This window comes from Bradyrhizobium sp. B097 (assembly GCF_038957035.1).
GTDB lineage: Bacteria > Pseudomonadota > Alphaproteobacteria > Rhizobiales > Xanthobacteraceae > Bradyrhizobium.
Window position 1 is genome coordinate 4392024 of sequence record NZ_CP152412.1, and the last position, 15128, is coordinate 4407151.

Here is a 15128-nt window from a genome sequence, read left to right on the forward strand (position 1 = left end):
CGCACATGGCAGAGGGGGCGGAAGACGTACCGGTTGTCTATCTTCATGATATCAAGCGGGAATACAGGCAGGGCGAAGCGACGCTGACGGTCCTGAACGGCGCCAAGCTGGCGTTGTGGCCCGGTCAATCGGTGGCGCTGGTAGCGCCGTCGGGATCCGGCAAGTCGACGCTGCTGCACATCGCGGGCCTGCTGGAGAGTCCCGATGAGGGTGAGGTCTATGTCGCGGGCACGCCGACCTCGCAGATGTCCGACGTCGACCGCACCCAGATTCGCCGCTCCGATATCGGCTTCGTCTATCAGTCGCACCGACTGCTGCCGGAGTTCTCGGCGCTCGAGAACGTCATGCTGCCGCAGATGATTCGTGGCCTCAAGCGCTCCGAAACCGTGAAGCGCGCGACCGAGATCCTGGCCTATCTCGGGCTCGGCGACCGCATCACCCATCGTCCGGCCGAGCTCTCGGGCGGCGAACAGCAACGCGTGGCGATCGCGCGCGCGGTTGCCAACGCACCGCGGGTGCTGTTTGCGGACGAGCCGACCGGGAATCTGGACCCGGGAACGGCCGATCACGTCTTCAACGCGCTGATGCAGCTCGTGAAGGCGACCCGGGTCGCGATGCTGATCGCGACCCACAACATGGATCTCGCCGCACGGATGGATCGCCGGGTTTCACTGTCGAATGGGCAGGTCGTCGAGCTCGAATAGCGCTTCGCGCGAAGTGGGTCGCGGTTCGTGTGAAGAACACTCGCTAAGCGTAGGAATTTAAATCCTTTTCCGGTCTGGTTAAATCGAAGTGGAAAGGGCTTGAACCCTCAATAAGCGGGGCGAGGCCGTTTGCCAGACTGGCTCGGCCGACGATCGATCGGCGGCCCGGCATAATAGGGATTGTTGATGCAGATCGCGGCGAGGCCGGACGCTGAGGCGCGGCACTGCTCCAGCGAGGTGTAGCCGCAGTCGGTATCCTCACCGCCCCATCGGTAGTTCGTCTTGCAGACCGGCGAGGTCGAATCGTATTTCTGGGCATTGGCTGGCGTGCTTGCGATGACAGCCAGCGCCAGGAGCGCCGGAAACAGTACCAGAATCAGGTCTCGCATCAGAAGCTCCAGTCGATCTGGCGCCGGCAACGGTCGCGCCGAACATCCATGCGAATAGGCACCGGCGTGCGGGAGCGATCAATTCACATTCCCGCGGCGGCGACGCCGGGCCGGGTGTCAGTGAATGAACAGGTCGAAAAAATTACCCTCGCGGCGGTCGCGCGGGGAGACGTACAGATAGGAGCGCGGGTCGTTGTCGCCGGCATAATAGGGGTTGGCGATGCAGTTCTGTCCGATGCCGGAGGCGGTGGCGAGGCACGCCTCATAGGACGGATAGGAGCAGTTGCTGAGACCTGGATAGCGGTCGCCCTGGATGCAGAACGGGTAGCGCACGCCGACGGCATGGGAGGGCGCCGTACCAAGCGTAGCGAGCGCGACCACAGACGCCGCAGCAGCAAGAATCATCGTCCGCATGTGCATTCCTTATCGCTGCGAAGATTCGATCTCGGCGACGATCCAAATCGGACAAGCCGGTTCCGGTCAACACGATCTTGCGCGCAGCTGCGCAGGCAGTTTTGAATTGTGAAAATTGTGCGGCAGCTATGTGGCAAAAGTTCCAGGAAGTGCTTGTAACGCAGTATTAACTTCAAATTTGAGCGAAGTCGTTTGGGCCTGCCTGTTGCAGCGAAGTTACAGCAATTCCGACGGGGGCTGCTATGACGGTGTCTCGCGGCCTTGGGGGCCTGTAGAAAAAGTTGGAACGGGAAAATGAAAAAGATTTTGCTTGTCACCGCCAGCCTGCTCGCGCTCAGCGCGACCGCTGCCTCTGCGGCTGACCTCGCGGCTCGCCCTTACACGAAGGCTCCGCCGCCCATGGTTGCCGCTGTGTATGATTGGACCGGCTTCTACATCGGTATCAACGGTGGTTGGGGCCAGAGCCACGACAACCGTTCGGTCGACGGCTTCGGCCAGGCCGGCAGCTACGATGCCAACGGCGGCACCGTCGGTGGCCAGGTCGGCTACCGCTGGCAGACCGGCGGCTGGGTGTTCGGTCTGGAAGCTCAGGGCAACTGGGCTGACTTCTCCGGCAGCACCGGCAACCTGCTGGTCCCGGGCGGCACCGTTCGCTCGAAGACCGATGCGTTCGGCCTGTTCACCGGTCAGATCGGCTATGCTTGGAACAACGTCCTGCTGTACGCCAAGGGCGGTGCTGCGGTCACCGATCGCAACTACCAGTTCCTGGCACCCGGCGGCGCGCTGGCGTCCTCGACCGGCTACGACACCCGTTGGAGCCCGACGGTCGGCGTTGGCCTCGAATTCGCTTTCGCGCAGGGCTGGTCGCTCGGCGTCGAATACAACCACATCTTCGAAGACACGCACGGTGCGACCTTCGTGACCCCGGCTGGCGTCGGCGTGACCGGCTTCCACACCGGTGGCGACACCGACATGGTCCTCGGCCGTCTGAACTACAAGTTCGGTGGCCCGATCATCGCGCGTTACTGATCGCTCGCTTAATCCAAGCGGCATCGAAAACCCCGGGCTTCGGCCCGGGGTTTTTTGTTGGCCCGACGGATTAACCATCGGCCGTGAAGGCAGCGCGGGCATTCCCGGGCTCGCTTGACTCCTGGAACAAAAAAGGAACAATGTTCTGCATACGTTCCAGTCAGGGAGAGCGGCCATGTTGAAGATTTTCGTGCAGGAAGCTGCAGCGCTGGCATCGATCACGCTGTTCGTCGGGATGATCGCGGTTTGGGCCCAGCTGATCACCCAGTTCTGAAATGTGCCCGCAGGGACAGGGGCATAGGTTGCTTCTGGGGAAAAGCAGGACGACCTGCCGCCACGCCGCGTTCGGCGTGGACTTGGCAGAGCCGAGGCCCCACGATGGGGATGCGAGTCGGGTCTGATGCTTTCGAGATCCGACCTGGGCACTCGCGCCATCCCTGAGTTCAAGAGACCCCCGAGCAGCCATGCCGAATGCCGGATTCGTTCATCTTCACGTTCATTCCGCCTATTCGCTGCTGAAGGGCTCGATCAAGATCGCCAAGCTCGGCGAGCTCGCCAAGGCCGACCGTCAGCCGGCGCTGGCGCTCACCGACACCGACAACATGTTCGGGGCGCTGGAATTCTCCGACAAGATGGCCGGCTATGGCATCCAGCCGATCGTTGGTTGCGAGCTGGCGGTGGATTTCGGCGATGTCGACCCCAATACGCGGAGCATCCTGGCGACGACGGGGCCGACGCGAATCGTGCTGCTGGCGGCCCGCGAGCGCGGCTACCGCAGCCTGATGCGGCTGAACTCGCGGGCGTTCCTGGAGACACCGGTCAACCAGACCCCGCACATCAAGCTCGACTGGCTCACCGACGACGCCGAGGATTTGATCGCGCTGACCGGGGGACCCGACGGGCCGATCGCGCTGGCGCTGCGTGCCGAGCAGGCCGCACTGGCCGCGACCCGCTGCGAACGCCTGGCGAGCCTGTTCGGCGATCGTCTCTACATCGAATTGCAACGCCACGGCATCGACAAGGAGCGCCGCACCGAGGGCGGCCTGATCGATCTCGCCTACAGCAAGGGCCTGCCGCTGGTTGCGACCAACGAGCCGTATTTCGCCAGCAGTGACGACTACGAATCGCATGATGCGCTGCTGTGCATCGCCGGCGGCCATTTGATCGCCGAGACCAACCGCGAGCAATTGACCCCCGATCACCGCTTCAAGACCCGCGCGGAAATGGCGGTGCTGTTTGCCGATATTCCGGAGGCGCTGGCCTCGACGGTGGAGATCGCCGAGCGCTGCTCGTTCCGGCCGAAGACGCGCAAGCCGATCCTGCCGTTCTTCACCGTCGGTGCCGCCGCCAGCTCCGATGCGGCCGCCGACGAAGCTGCCGAGTTGAAGCGCCAGGCCGAGGAGGGGCTCGCCAACCGCCTGCGGGTGCACGGCCTCTCGCCGGGCATGACCGAGGAGGACTACGCCAAGCGGCTTGCCTTCGAGCTCGACGTCATCACCCGCATGAAATATGCGGGCTACTTCCTGATCGTCTCGGACTTTATCAAGTGGGCGAAGGCGCAGGGCATTCCGGTCGGACCGGGCCGCGGCTCCGGTGCCGGTTCGCTGGTCGCCTGGGTGCTCACCATCACCGACCTCGATCCGATGCGCTTCGCCTTGCTGTTCGAGCGCTTCCTCAATCCCGAGCGCGTCTCGATGCCGGACTTCGACATCGACTTCTGCCAGGACCGCCGCGGCGAGGTGATCCAGTACGTGCAGGAGCGCTACGGCCGCGACCAGGTGGCGCAGATCATCACCTTCGGTACGCTGCAGGCGCGCGGCGTGCTGCGCGACGTCGGCCGCGTGCTGCAGATGCCGTATGGGCAGGTCGACAAGCTGACCAAGCTGGTGCCGCAGAATCCCGCAGCCCCGGTGACGCTGGCGCAGGCGATCGAAGGCGAGCCCAAGCTGCAGGCGTTCCGCGACGAGGATCCGGTGGTGGCGCGTGCGTTCGACATCGCGCAGCGCCTCGAGGGCCTGACCCGCCACGCCTCGACCCACGCCGCTGGTATCGTGATCGGCGACCGGCCGCTGAGCGAGCTGGTGCCGATGTACCGCGATCCGAAATCGGACATGCCGGTCACCCAGTTCAACATGAAATGGGTCGAGCCGGCCGGTCTCGTGAAGTTCGACTTCCTCGGCCTCAAGACGCTGACGGTGCTCGATGTCGCGGTCAAGCTGCTCAAGCAGCGCGATGTTCATGTCGACCTCGCGACGCTGCCGATCGACGATGCGCCGAGTTACCAGATGCTGGCGAGGGGCGACGTCGTCGGCGTGTTCCAGGTAGAAAGCCAGGGCATGCGGCGCGCGCTGATCGACATGCGGCCGGACCGCTTCGAGGACATCATCGCGCTGGTGGCGTTGTATCGCCCGGGCCCGATGGCGAACATCCCGACCTATTGCGCGCGCAAGCATGGCGATGAGGAGTCGGAATATCTGCATCCGATCCTGGAGCCGATCCTGAAGGAGACTTTCGGCGTCATCATCTATCAGGAACAGGTGATGCAGATCGCGCAGCAGATGGCGGGCTATTCGCTCGGCCAGGCCGACCTGCTGCGCCGCGCGATGGGTAAGAAGATCCGCGCCGAGATGGACAAGCAGCGCGACATCTTCGTCGCCGGCGCGATGAAGAACGGCGTCGGGAAGGGACAGGCCGAGACGATCTTCGAGCTGCTCGCCAAGTTCGCCGACTACGGCTTCAACAAGAGCCACGCGGCGGCCTATGCGCTGGTGTCGTACCACACCGCCTATATGAAGGCGCATTACCCGGTCGAGTTCCTCGCGGCGTCGATGACGCTCGAACTCAACAACACCGACAAGCTCTCCGAATTCCGCTCCGAGGCGCAGCGGCTCGGCATCAAGGTCGAAGCGCCCAACATCAATCGCTCCGGCCCGACCTTCGAGGTCAGCGGCAACACGATCTACTACGCGCTCGCCGCGCTGAAGGGCGTCGGCATCCAGGCGGTGGAGCAGATCATCGAGGAGCGCAACAAGAAGGGCGCCTTCACCTCGCTCGCCGATTTCGCAGCAAGGGTGAGCCCGCGCGCCGTCAACAAGCGGATCATCGAAAGCCTTGCGGCGGCCGGCGCCTTCGACACGCTGGACCCGAACCGGGCCCGCGTCTTCGCCGGCGCCGATGCGATCCTCGCCGCCTGCCAGCGCAGCCACGAGGCGGCGACCTCGGGCCAGAACGACATGTTCGGCAGCGCTCCGGATGCGCCCAGCATCATGCTGCCGCAGGTCGAGCCATGGCTGCCCGCGGACCGGCTGCGGCGCGAGTATGATGCGATCGGCTTCTTCCTGTCGGGTCATCCGCTCGACGACTACGCGACCGCGCTGAAGCGGCTGCGCGTGCAATCCTGGGCGGAATTCTCCCGCGCGGTGAAGACCGGCGCGACGGCAGGCAAGGTCGCGGCAACCGTGGTGTCGCGCATGGAGCGGCGCACCAAGACCGGCAACAAGATGGGCATCATGGGCCTGTCGGATCCGACCGGCCATTTCGAGGCGGTGTTGTTCTCCGAGGGCCTCGCGCAGTACCGCGATGTGCTGGAGCCCGGCGCGGCCGTGCTGTTGCAGCTCGGCGCCGAGCTGCAGGGCGAGGATGTGCGGGCGAGGGTGCTGCACGCCGAGCCGCTGGATCACGCCGCGGCCAAGACGCAAAAGGGCCTGCGGATTTTCGTGCGCGACACCAAGCCGCTGGATTCGATCGCACGCCGGCTCAACATGCCGGACGCTGCGCCCGCCGCGGGTGGCGCCGCAAAGCCGCCGGCCGTCAAGACCGCACCGTCAGCAGCACCGGCAGGTGCGGCCGATGGCGATGTCTCGCTGGTGATGATGCTGGACCTCGAAACCGAGGTGGAGATGAAGCTGCCCGGCCGCTACAAGGTCTCGCCGCAGATCGCCGGTGCGATCAAGGCGGTCGCGGGCGTGGTCGACGTGCAGACGCTGTAGACGACGATCCCGCCGACGCTGCGGAAAGCCAATGGCTTCGGCTTAAGCACTATTGCAACCACACCGTGCTTCTTTCTATGGTCCCGCCTGCGGGGAATTTCGGGGGCGGGATGTTCGGACGTTACGCGGCCTTGCTGGCCGGTGTGTTGATGGTGTCGGGCTGCGTGAGCGATGGTGTCGGCACCGACTATGCGGCGATCTCGCAGAAGTTCGGGCCACCGAAGCCGGGACGTTCCCGCGTCGTCGTGCTCCAGGAAAAACGCAAGGGTCTGAGCATGGCGTTTTGCGCCTGCGACATGAAGCTTGATGGCGAGCCGATCGGCAAGGTCACCTTCGGGACCTACGCGTTCGCCGATCGCCCCGCCGGCCGGCATCAACTGGTCGCGAACGAAGTGATGTTTCCCGGCGACACCACCTTCAACTTCGCAACCGAGCCCGGCCGCACCTATTTCTTTCTGTTGAGATCGAGCGAGCGCCACGACTCCGTCACCGGCGTGTCGATGGTGGGAGGTTTGGTCGGTGGCTTCGTCGCGTCGGCTGCGACCGCGAACGCCGCCAATCCGGGGCCGGCCGATTTCGTAGCGCTGGACGAGGCGACCGCGCGCACGACGCTGGCGGAGCTGCAATTGGCGCAATAGGGATCGCCCGGCGGGATCTTGGCGTGGGCCCTGGCCGGCCGTACCGGGCCGTTTTGGGCCAAAACGGATCAGTTCCGGGGCTCAAAGGGTCCCTCCGGCCGGTGTAACCGGCCGTATTTCCTTGCTTCTGGCGCAAATCGCGCTATATACCGCGCCATCTCACACGGAAACATGGCTCTCAAAGGCCGTCCGGTGGCAACCGGGCCATTCAGGCTCGTTTGCTCACACGTTTCCGGAGGAACCAACCGGAGAATTAGATCTATGTCGCTGCCCGAATTCAACATGCGTCAGCTCTTGGAAGCTGGCGTTCACTTTGGCCACCAGTCCCACCGCTGGAACCCGAAGATGCAGGATTACATCTTCGGCGCCCGCAACAACATCCACATCATCGACCTCGCGCAGACCGTGCCGATGCTGCATCGTGCCCTGCAGGCGGTCAGCGATACCGTCGCCAAGGGCGGCCGCATCCTGTTCGTCGGCACCAAGCGCTCGGCCCAGGACGGCGTTGCCGATGCGGCCAAGCGTTCGGCCCAGTATTTCGTCAACTCGCGCTGGCTCGGCGGCACGCTGACCAACTGGAAGACGATCTCGGCCTCGATCAAGCGCCTGCGCCATCTCGACGACGTGCTCGCGTCGGGCGAAGCCAGCTCCTACACCAAGAAGGAGCGGCTGACGCTGCAGCGCGAGCGCGACAAGCTCGACCGTTCGCTCGGCGGTATCAAGGACATGGGCGGTCTTCCCGACATGATCTTCGTGATCGACACCAACAAGGAAGACATCGCGATCCAGGAAGCCCAGCGGCTCAACATCCCGGTCGCCGCGATCGTCGACACCAATTCGGACCCCAAGGGCATCACCTATGTGGTGCCGGGCAATGACGACGCCGGCCGCGCGATCTCGCTGTATTGCGATCTCGTGGCGCGCGCCGCCATCGACGGCATCTCGCGTGCGCAGGGCGATTCCGGAATCGATATCGGTGCGTCGGCCGCACCCGTGCAGGAAGACCTTCCGGCGGCTGCGCCGTCCGGCTTCCAGGGCCTCGCTGGTCCGCGCGGCACCGCCGACGACCTCAAGAAGCTCACCGGCGTGTCCGGTACGATCGAGAAGAAGCTCAACGACCTCGGCATCTTCCACTACTGGCAGCTCGCCGAGCTCGACCACGACACCGCGCACAAGATCGGCGAAGAAGTCGGTCTGCCGAGCCGTGCCGACGCCTGGGTTGCCCAGGCCAAGACGCTCGCCGAAGCGGAATAAAAGCTACGCTGCGTGGCCGGGTCTCGCCCGGCCGCCGCTCCTATTCCACGAACAACGATTTCCCTGTCGCTGACAGCGGCGCCATCGGGCGCCGCGGTTTCTGTACAGGCAAGAAGGACATTGAACGATGGCAACGATCACAGCAGCGATGGTCAAGGATCTCCGCGAATCGACCGGCGCGGGCATGATGGATTGCAAGGCGGCGCTGACCGAGAACAACGGCGACATGCAGGCCGCGCAGGATTGGCTGCGCAAGAAGGGTCTGTCCAAGGCCGCCAAAAAGGCCGGCCGCGTGGCCGCCGAGGGCCTGATCGGCGCGCTGACCTCCGGCACCAAGGGCGTGCTGGTCGAGGTCAATTCCGAGACCGACTTCGTTGCGCGCAACGAGCAGTTCCAGGGCCTGGTCAAGATGATCGCCCAGGTCGGGCTGCATAACGGTGCCGATGTCGAGACGATCAAGGCGGCCAAGGTCGGCGACGTCACCGTCGAGACCGCGATCTCCGACGCCATCGCAACCATCGGCGAGAACATGACGCTGCGCCGCGCCGCTTCGCTCGAGGTGAGCAAGGGCGTGGTGTCGAGCTACGTCCACAACGCCGTCGTCGAAGGCGCCGGCAAGATCGGCGTGATCGTGGCGCTGGAATCCACCGGCAAGACCGACGAGCTCGCAGTGCTCGGCCGCCAGCTCGCGATGCACGTCGCGGCGGCAAAGCCGCTGGCGCTCGATCCGGCCGGGCTCGATCCGGAGACCGTCAAGCGCGAGAAGGACGTACTGGCCGACAAGTACCGCCAGCAGGGCAAGCCGGAGAACGTCATCGAGAAGATCGTCGATTCCGGCCTGAAGACCTACTACAAGGAAGTCTGCCTGCTCGATCAGGCCTTTATCCACGACAGCGGCAAGTCCGTTGCCCAGGCGGTGAAGGAAGCTGAGGGTAAGGTCGGCGGGCCGATCAAAATCGCTGGCTTTGTGAACTATGCTCTCGGTGAGGGAATCGAGAAGCAGGAAAGCGACTTCGCCGCCGAAGTCGCGGCCGCCAGCGGCAAGAAGTAACCGCTGACACCTGGCGTCCGGCGTCCGCGCCGGAGGCCTGCCTGCGCGGGATGAGAAAGCGATCGCATCATGGCTGAGCCGATCTATCGTCGCGTGGTGATCAAGCTGTCCGGCGAATATCTGGCCGGCTCCCACGGGTTCGGTATCGATCAGCCGACGGTCGACCGCGTCGCCGACGACCTGATCGCGGCCCGCAAGCTCGGTGTCGAGGTCGCGGTCGTAATCGGCGGCGGCAACATCGTCCGCGGCGTCGAGGTGTCCTCGCGCGGCGTGTCTCGGCCGACCGGCGACACCATGGGCATGCTTGCCACCATGATGAACTGCCTCGCGCTCGAGGCGGCGATCGAGCGCAAGGGGACACCGGCGCGGACCTTGTCGGCGTTCGTGATGCCGGAGATTTCCGAGCTGTTCACCCGTAGTGCGACGCACAAATATCTCGCCGAGGGACGCATCATCCTGCTCGGCGGCGGAACCGGCAACCCGTTCTTCACCACCGATACCACCGCCGTGCTGCGCGCGGCCGAGATCGGTGCAGAGGCGGTGTTGAAAGCCACCAATGTCGACGGCGTCTACAGCGCCGATCCGAAGAAGGACCCCAAAGCCAAGCGCTTCGACCGCCTGACCCATTCACAGGCGATCGAGGGCGGCTACAAGGTCATGGACGCGACCGCTTTCGCACTTGCCCGCGAGACGTCGCTGCCTATCATCGTGTTCTCGATCGCGGAGCCCGGTTCGATCGGTGCGATTCTGCGCGGTACCGGACACGGCACGGTCGTCGCCGGCTGATCGCCGCGCCTCCGGGTCCAGACTTTGGACCCGAGGGCGTCGACAGCCGGTTTCTAGTAAAGGGAGAAGCGTCATGGCCGCAGCTGGTTTTGACATCAACGACGTGAAGCGCCGCATGCAGGGCGCCACACAATCGCTCAAGCACGAGCTCGGCGGTCTGCGTACCGGCCGCGCCGCGGCCTCCATGCTGGAGCCGGTCCAGGTCGAGGCTTACGGCTCGCATATGCCGCTCAACCAGGTTGCGACCATCAGCGTGCCCGAGCCGCGCCTGCTCTCGGTGCAGGTCTGGGACAAGTCGATGGTGAAGGCCGTGGAGAAGGCGATCGTCGACTCCAACCTCGGCCTTTCGCCGGCAACCGAAGGACAGGTGCTGCGCCTGCGGATTCCCGAACTCAACGAGGAGCGCCGCAAGGAGCTGGTCAAGGTCGCGCACAAATACGCGGAAGCGGCCAAGGTCGCGGTACGCCACGTGCGCCGCGACGGCCTCGACGTGATCAAGAAGCTCGAGAAGAATCACGAGATCTCCGAGGACGATCAGGAGCGCCTGTCGAACGAAGTGCAGAAGGCGACCGACGGCGTGATCGCCGAAGTCGATCAGCTGCTCGCCGCCAAGGAAAAGGAAATCCTGACGGTCTGAAGGCGCTACGGGAAAGAGCAGATGTCGAACGCCGCCGCCCCAGCAACTGACGGACCGGATCGCTCCGGCAGTCCGTTGCATGTGGCGATCATCATGGACGGCAACGGGCGCTGGGCCGCTTCGCGCGGCCTGCCGCGCGTCGAGGGCCATCGCCGCGGCGTCGAGGCGCTGCGCCGCGTGGTGCGTGCGGCCCATGAACTCGGCATCGTTTATCTCACGATCTTTTCGTTCAGCTCGGAAAACTGGTCGCGGCCGGCCAGTGAGATCGGCGATCTGTTCGGCCTGCTGCGCCGCTTCATCCGCAACGATCTGGCGACGCTGCATCGTGACGGCGTGCGGGTACGTGTGATCGGCGAGCGCGCCGGGCTCGATCCCGACATCTGTGCGCTGCTCAACGAGGCCGAGGAGCTGACGCGGAATAACGTCAAGCTCAACCTTGTGGTCGCCTTCAATTACGGCTCGCGGGCGGAGATCGCTGCCGCCGCGCGGCGCCTTGCGCGCGAGGTCGCCGAAGGCAAGCGCGACGCCAACTCCATCGATGCCGATACGCTCGGCCAATATCTCGATGCGCCCGACATTCCGGACCCGGACCTGATCATCCGGACCAGCGGCGAACAGCGGCTGTCGAACTTCCTGATGTGGCAGGCCGCCTATAGCGAGCTCGTGTTCGTGCCGATTCACTGGCCGGATTTCGACAAGGCGGCGCTCGAAGGCGCGATTGCGGAATACGGCAAGCGTGAGCGCCGGTTCGGCGGCCTCGCCGCGAAAACCGGCTCGTGAGCGAGCGCGAAGCCGCACCGGCGGCAGCAAGCGAGCAGTCGCCGGCGGCAGCAAGCGAGCAGGGGTCGCGTAACTTCGCGATGCGCGTGGTTGCGGCGCTGGTGCTGGCGCCGGTTGCGATCGCGCTGGCCTATCTGGGTGGCATCGCCTGGTCGCTGCTGGTGACGCTGGTTGCGGTCGGATTGTTCGCGGAATGGCTCATGGTCACCGGGCTCGGACGCGAGGCCCGCGTCATGGTGCCGGGTGTTGTCGCGCTGTTGCTCGCCGGACTTTGCCTGATCGCCGGCCGCATCGATGCGGCGCTGGTGGTGCTCGCCGTCGGTGCGGTTGTAGTGGCGCTGACCTCGGGCGTGCGGCGCAACTGGGCCATCGCGGGATTGCTCTATGCCGCGGCCGCCGAGATCGCATCGGTGCTGCTGCGTCTCGATACGGCGAAGGGCTTTGCCGCGCTGATGTTCGTGTTGCTGATCGTGTGGGTCACGGATATCGGCGGCTATTTCGCGGGCCGCAGCATCGGTGGACCGAAGCTTTGGGTGCGGGTCAGCCCCAAGAAGACATGGGCTGGCGCGGCCGGCGGTTTCGTCGCGAGCCTGCTCGTTGCGGCCTGCTTTGCCGCGTTCGAGATCGGCACGGCCGGGCCGCTGCTGATGCTCGGAGCCGTGTTGTCGGTGGTCTCGCAACTTGGCGATCTCTTCGAATCCGCTGTGAAGCGGCGGTTCGGGGTGAAGGATTCGAGCCACATCATTCCCGGCCATGGCGGCCTTTTGGATCGCCTGGACGGATTTGTCGCGGCCGTCATTGTGGCGGCGATTTTCGGCTTTCTCCGTGGTGGCGCCGATGGCGTCGGACGCGGTCTTATGGTTTGGTGATGAGATGAGCGCAGTTCCGTTGCGTAACAACAAGGCCGCGGCGGCATCCGCAGCGCGGTCCGTGACCGTCCTCGGTGCCACCGGCTCGATCGGCGACAGCACGATGGATCTGCTGCGTGGCGCGCGTGACCGTTACCGGGTCGAGGCGCTGACCGCGAACAGCAATGTCGAGGGACTGGCCAAGCTCGCCAAGGAGTTCGGCGCGCGGTTCGCCGCCATTGCCGATCCGGCGCGGCTTTCCGAATTGAAGGGCGCATTGGCCGGAACCCGGACCGAATGCGGGGCCGGGGAGAGCGCCATCATCGAGGCGGCCGCGCGGCCGGCAGATTGGGTGATGGCCGCGGTCAGCGGCGCTGCCGGATTGAAGCCGGCACTTGCCGCGGTCGATCGCGGCGCAACCGTCGCGCTCGCCAACAAGGAGTGCCTGGTCTGCGCCGGCGACATCTTCATGGAGCGGGCCAAGAAGGCCGGCGCCTGCATCCTGCCGGCGGACTCCGAGCATAATGCGCTGTTCCAGGCGCTAGCTTCCGGCAATCGCGAGGAACTGACGCGGGTGATCATCACGGCCTCCGGCGGGCCGTTCCGCACTTGGGCTCCCGCCGACATCGAGCAGGCGACGCTGGAACAGGCCCTGAAGCATCCCAACTGGAGCATGGGGCAGAAGATCACGATCGATTCCGCCTCGATGATGAACAAGGGCCTCGAGGTGATCGAGGCGTCCTACCTGTTTGCCCTGGCGCCCGACGAGATCGACGTGCTGGTGCACCCGCAGTCGATCATCCACGGCATGGTCGAGTTCTCCGATCGCTCCGTGATGGCCCAGCTCGGCACGCCCGACATGCGGATCCCGATCGCGCATTGCCTCGGCTGGCCGGACCGGATCGTGGGCCCGTCCGCCAAGCTCGATCTCGCCAAGATCGGACAGCTCACCTTCGAGGCGCCGGATTTCCAGCGCTTCCCGGGGCTGCGGCTCGCTTACGAGGCGCTGCGGCTCGGCAATGGCGCGACAACGGTCTACAACGCTGCGAACGAGATCGCGGTCGCGGCGTTTATCGCCGGCAAGATCAAGTTCGGTGCGATCGCCCGGCTGGTCGAAGCCACGATGAACGATTGGATCAGGTCGGGGAATCAGCCACCACTGAACTCGGCGGATGATGCGATTTCCGTTGACCATATCGCGCGAAATAAAGCTGCCGCCCTATTGCCTCAAATTGCCTTAAAGGCAACCTAGAGGGTTGGGGACGGAGCCTATGGCTCTTGTCGAGGGGAATTCGAATGCCCGAGTATTTTCTTCATAGTATCAATGCGTTGAGCCATGGGCTCCTCGGCTATATCGTTCCCTTTCTCTTCGTCCTGACCATCGTTGTTTTCTTTCACGAGCTCGGCCACTTCCTGGTTGCACGCTGGGCCGGCGTGAAGGTGCTGACGTTCTCGCTGGGTTTCGGGCCGGAGCTTGCCGGCTTCAACGACCGGCATGGCACACGCTGGAAGATCTCCGCGATTCCGCTCGGCGGTTACGTCAAGTTCTTCGGCGACGACAGCGAGGCGTCGACGCCGTCGACGGAGGCGCTCGCCGCCATGACGGCGGAGGAGCGCGAAGGCAGCTTCCATCACAAGTCGGTCGGCAAGCGCACCGCGATCGTCGCGGCCGGTCCGGTGGCGAACTTCATCCTCGGCGCCCTGATTTTCGCGGGCATGGCGCTCTATTACGGCAAGCCCAGCACGATCGCCCGGGTCGATGGCCTGGTCGCCGAGAGCGTCGCTGCGAACGCGGGCTTCAAGGTCGGTGACGTCGTCGTCGATATCGACGGCAGCACGATCCAGAGCTTCGCCGACATGCAGCGGATCGTAGCTTCGAATGCTGGTTCAGAACTTGGATTCAAAGTGAAGCGGGACGGCGCGGTCGTTGCGCTGAAGGCGACGCCGGCACTGAAGGAGGTCAAGGACCCCTTCGGCAATGCCCACCGAATCGGCGTGCTCGGAATCGAGCATAAGGCTCAGGTCGGCGAAGCATCCAGCGCTCCGGTCGGCGTCTTCGAAGCCATGAAGATCGGTGTCGAGCAGGTTTGGTATATTATTTCGAGCACGTTCAAGTTCCTGGGGTCGCTGTTCGTCGGAACCGGCAATCCGGCCGAGGTGAGCGGGGTCATTGGAATCGCGAAGCTGTCGGGTCAGGCCGCGAGCGCCGGGTTCCAGTTCGTTGTCAATCTTTGCGCCATCCTCTCGGTCTCGATTGGGCTGTTGAACCTGTTCCCGATCCCGCTTTTGGATGGCGGACACCTCCTGTTCTACAGCGCGGAGGCGCTTCGTGGACGCCCGCTTTCAGAGCGGACGCAGGAGGTGGGTTTCCGAATCGGGCTGGGTTTGGTTCTGATGCTGATGGTGTTTGCGACCTATAACGACATCCTCAGAATCGCTGGGTCCTGAAACGGGGCTTTTCTGTGGCGTTGCCAATGGGCAACGTCTTGGTATGAAAATGGAAATGTTCAGCTGTAGTAAGTTTGCCCCCTTGGCAAAGTTGGCTACAAGCTGAGCGGCAGGTTGGGAATCTGTCGGGTCGTTGGGGAACGGTCCGGCATTGCGAAAGA

At 64.5% G+C, this 15128-nt stretch carries 14 protein-coding genes; 12 read left to right on the forward strand and 2 right to left on the reverse strand.

The features are described from left to right. Positions 1–5: 5 nt before the first annotated feature. Complete coding sequence (locus AAFG07_RS20670) at positions 6–704, forward strand: ABC transporter ATP-binding protein (protein WP_173642802.1); 699 nt, start codon at positions 6–8, stop codon at positions 702–704. 107 nt (positions 705–811) lie between these two features. On the opposite strand, the gene AAFG07_RS20675 is transcribed toward AAFG07_RS20670, so the two are convergent. Next, positions 812–1093, reverse strand: a complete 282-nt coding sequence (locus tag AAFG07_RS20675; protein WP_342728840.1) for a DUF3551 domain-containing protein — start codon at positions 1091–1093, stop codon at positions 812–814. 117 nt (positions 1094–1210) lie between these two features. Next, positions 1211–1507: a DUF3551 domain-containing protein gene (locus tag AAFG07_RS20680; protein ID WP_342728841.1), complete on the reverse strand. Its 297-nt coding sequence runs from the start codon at positions 1505–1507 to the stop codon at positions 1211–1213. 294 nt (positions 1508–1801) lie between these two features. Between AAFG07_RS20680 and AAFG07_RS20685 the strand changes: the two genes are divergently transcribed. The 11 genes from AAFG07_RS20685 (at position 1802) to rseP (ending at position 14967) form a co-directional block, all read left to right on the forward strand. Then, entirely contained in the window at positions 1802–2536 is a 735-nt protein-coding gene (locus AAFG07_RS20685) for an outer membrane beta-barrel protein (protein ID WP_342728842.1), read from the forward strand. 464 nt (positions 2537–3000) lie between these two features. After that, positions 3001–6525: a DNA polymerase III subunit alpha gene (dnaE, locus tag AAFG07_RS20690; RefSeq protein WP_342728844.1), complete on the forward strand. Its 3525-nt coding sequence runs from the start codon at positions 3001–3003 to the stop codon at positions 6523–6525. 110 nt (positions 6526–6635) lie between these two features. Then, the gene (locus AAFG07_RS20695) at positions 6636–7163 is read left to right on the forward strand and encodes a DUF2846 domain-containing protein (RefSeq protein ID WP_342728845.1); all 528 of its coding nucleotides are present in this window, start codon (positions 6636–6638) and stop codon (positions 7161–7163) included. Between the two features lie 261 nt (positions 7164–7424). After that, the gene (locus AAFG07_RS20700; protein ID WP_342728846.1) at positions 7425–8417 is read left to right on the forward strand and encodes a 30S ribosomal protein S2; all 993 of its coding nucleotides are present in this window, start codon (positions 7425–7427) and stop codon (positions 8415–8417) included. Positions 8418–8544: 127 nt separating this feature from the next. Beyond that, the gene (gene tsf, locus AAFG07_RS20705; protein ID WP_342728847.1) at positions 8545–9468 is read left to right on the forward strand and encodes a translation elongation factor Ts; all 924 of its coding nucleotides are present in this window, start codon (positions 8545–8547) and stop codon (positions 9466–9468) included. A 69-nt stretch (positions 9469–9537) separates the two neighbouring features. Further along, positions 9538–10254: a UMP kinase gene (pyrH, locus tag AAFG07_RS20710; protein ID WP_342728848.1), complete on the forward strand. Its 717-nt coding sequence runs from the start codon at positions 9538–9540 to the stop codon at positions 10252–10254. 73 nt (positions 10255–10327) lie between these two features. Continuing rightward, a complete protein-coding gene (frr, locus tag AAFG07_RS20715; protein ID WP_176531045.1) occupies positions 10328–10891 on the forward strand; it encodes a ribosome recycling factor in 564 nt (187 codons plus the stop codon). A 21-nt stretch (positions 10892–10912) separates the two neighbouring features. Then, a complete protein-coding gene (locus tag AAFG07_RS20720) occupies positions 10913–11671 on the forward strand; it encodes an isoprenyl transferase (RefSeq protein ID WP_223967277.1) in 759 nt (252 codons plus the stop codon). Positions 11672–11751: 80 nt separating this feature from the next. After that, entirely contained in the window at positions 11752–12540 is a 789-nt protein-coding gene (locus AAFG07_RS20725) for a phosphatidate cytidylyltransferase (protein WP_342729201.1), read from the forward strand. Between the two features lie 4 nt (positions 12541–12544). Beyond that, complete coding sequence (dxr, locus tag AAFG07_RS20730; RefSeq protein WP_342728849.1) at positions 12545–13771, forward strand: 1-deoxy-D-xylulose-5-phosphate reductoisomerase; 1227 nt, start codon at positions 12545–12547, stop codon at positions 13769–13771. Positions 13772–13815: 44 nt separating this feature from the next. Next, the gene (gene rseP / locus AAFG07_RS20735; protein WP_342728850.1) at positions 13816–14967 is read left to right on the forward strand and encodes an RIP metalloprotease RseP; all 1152 of its coding nucleotides are present in this window, start codon (positions 13816–13818) and stop codon (positions 14965–14967) included. Positions 14968–15128 lie beyond the last annotated feature (161 nt).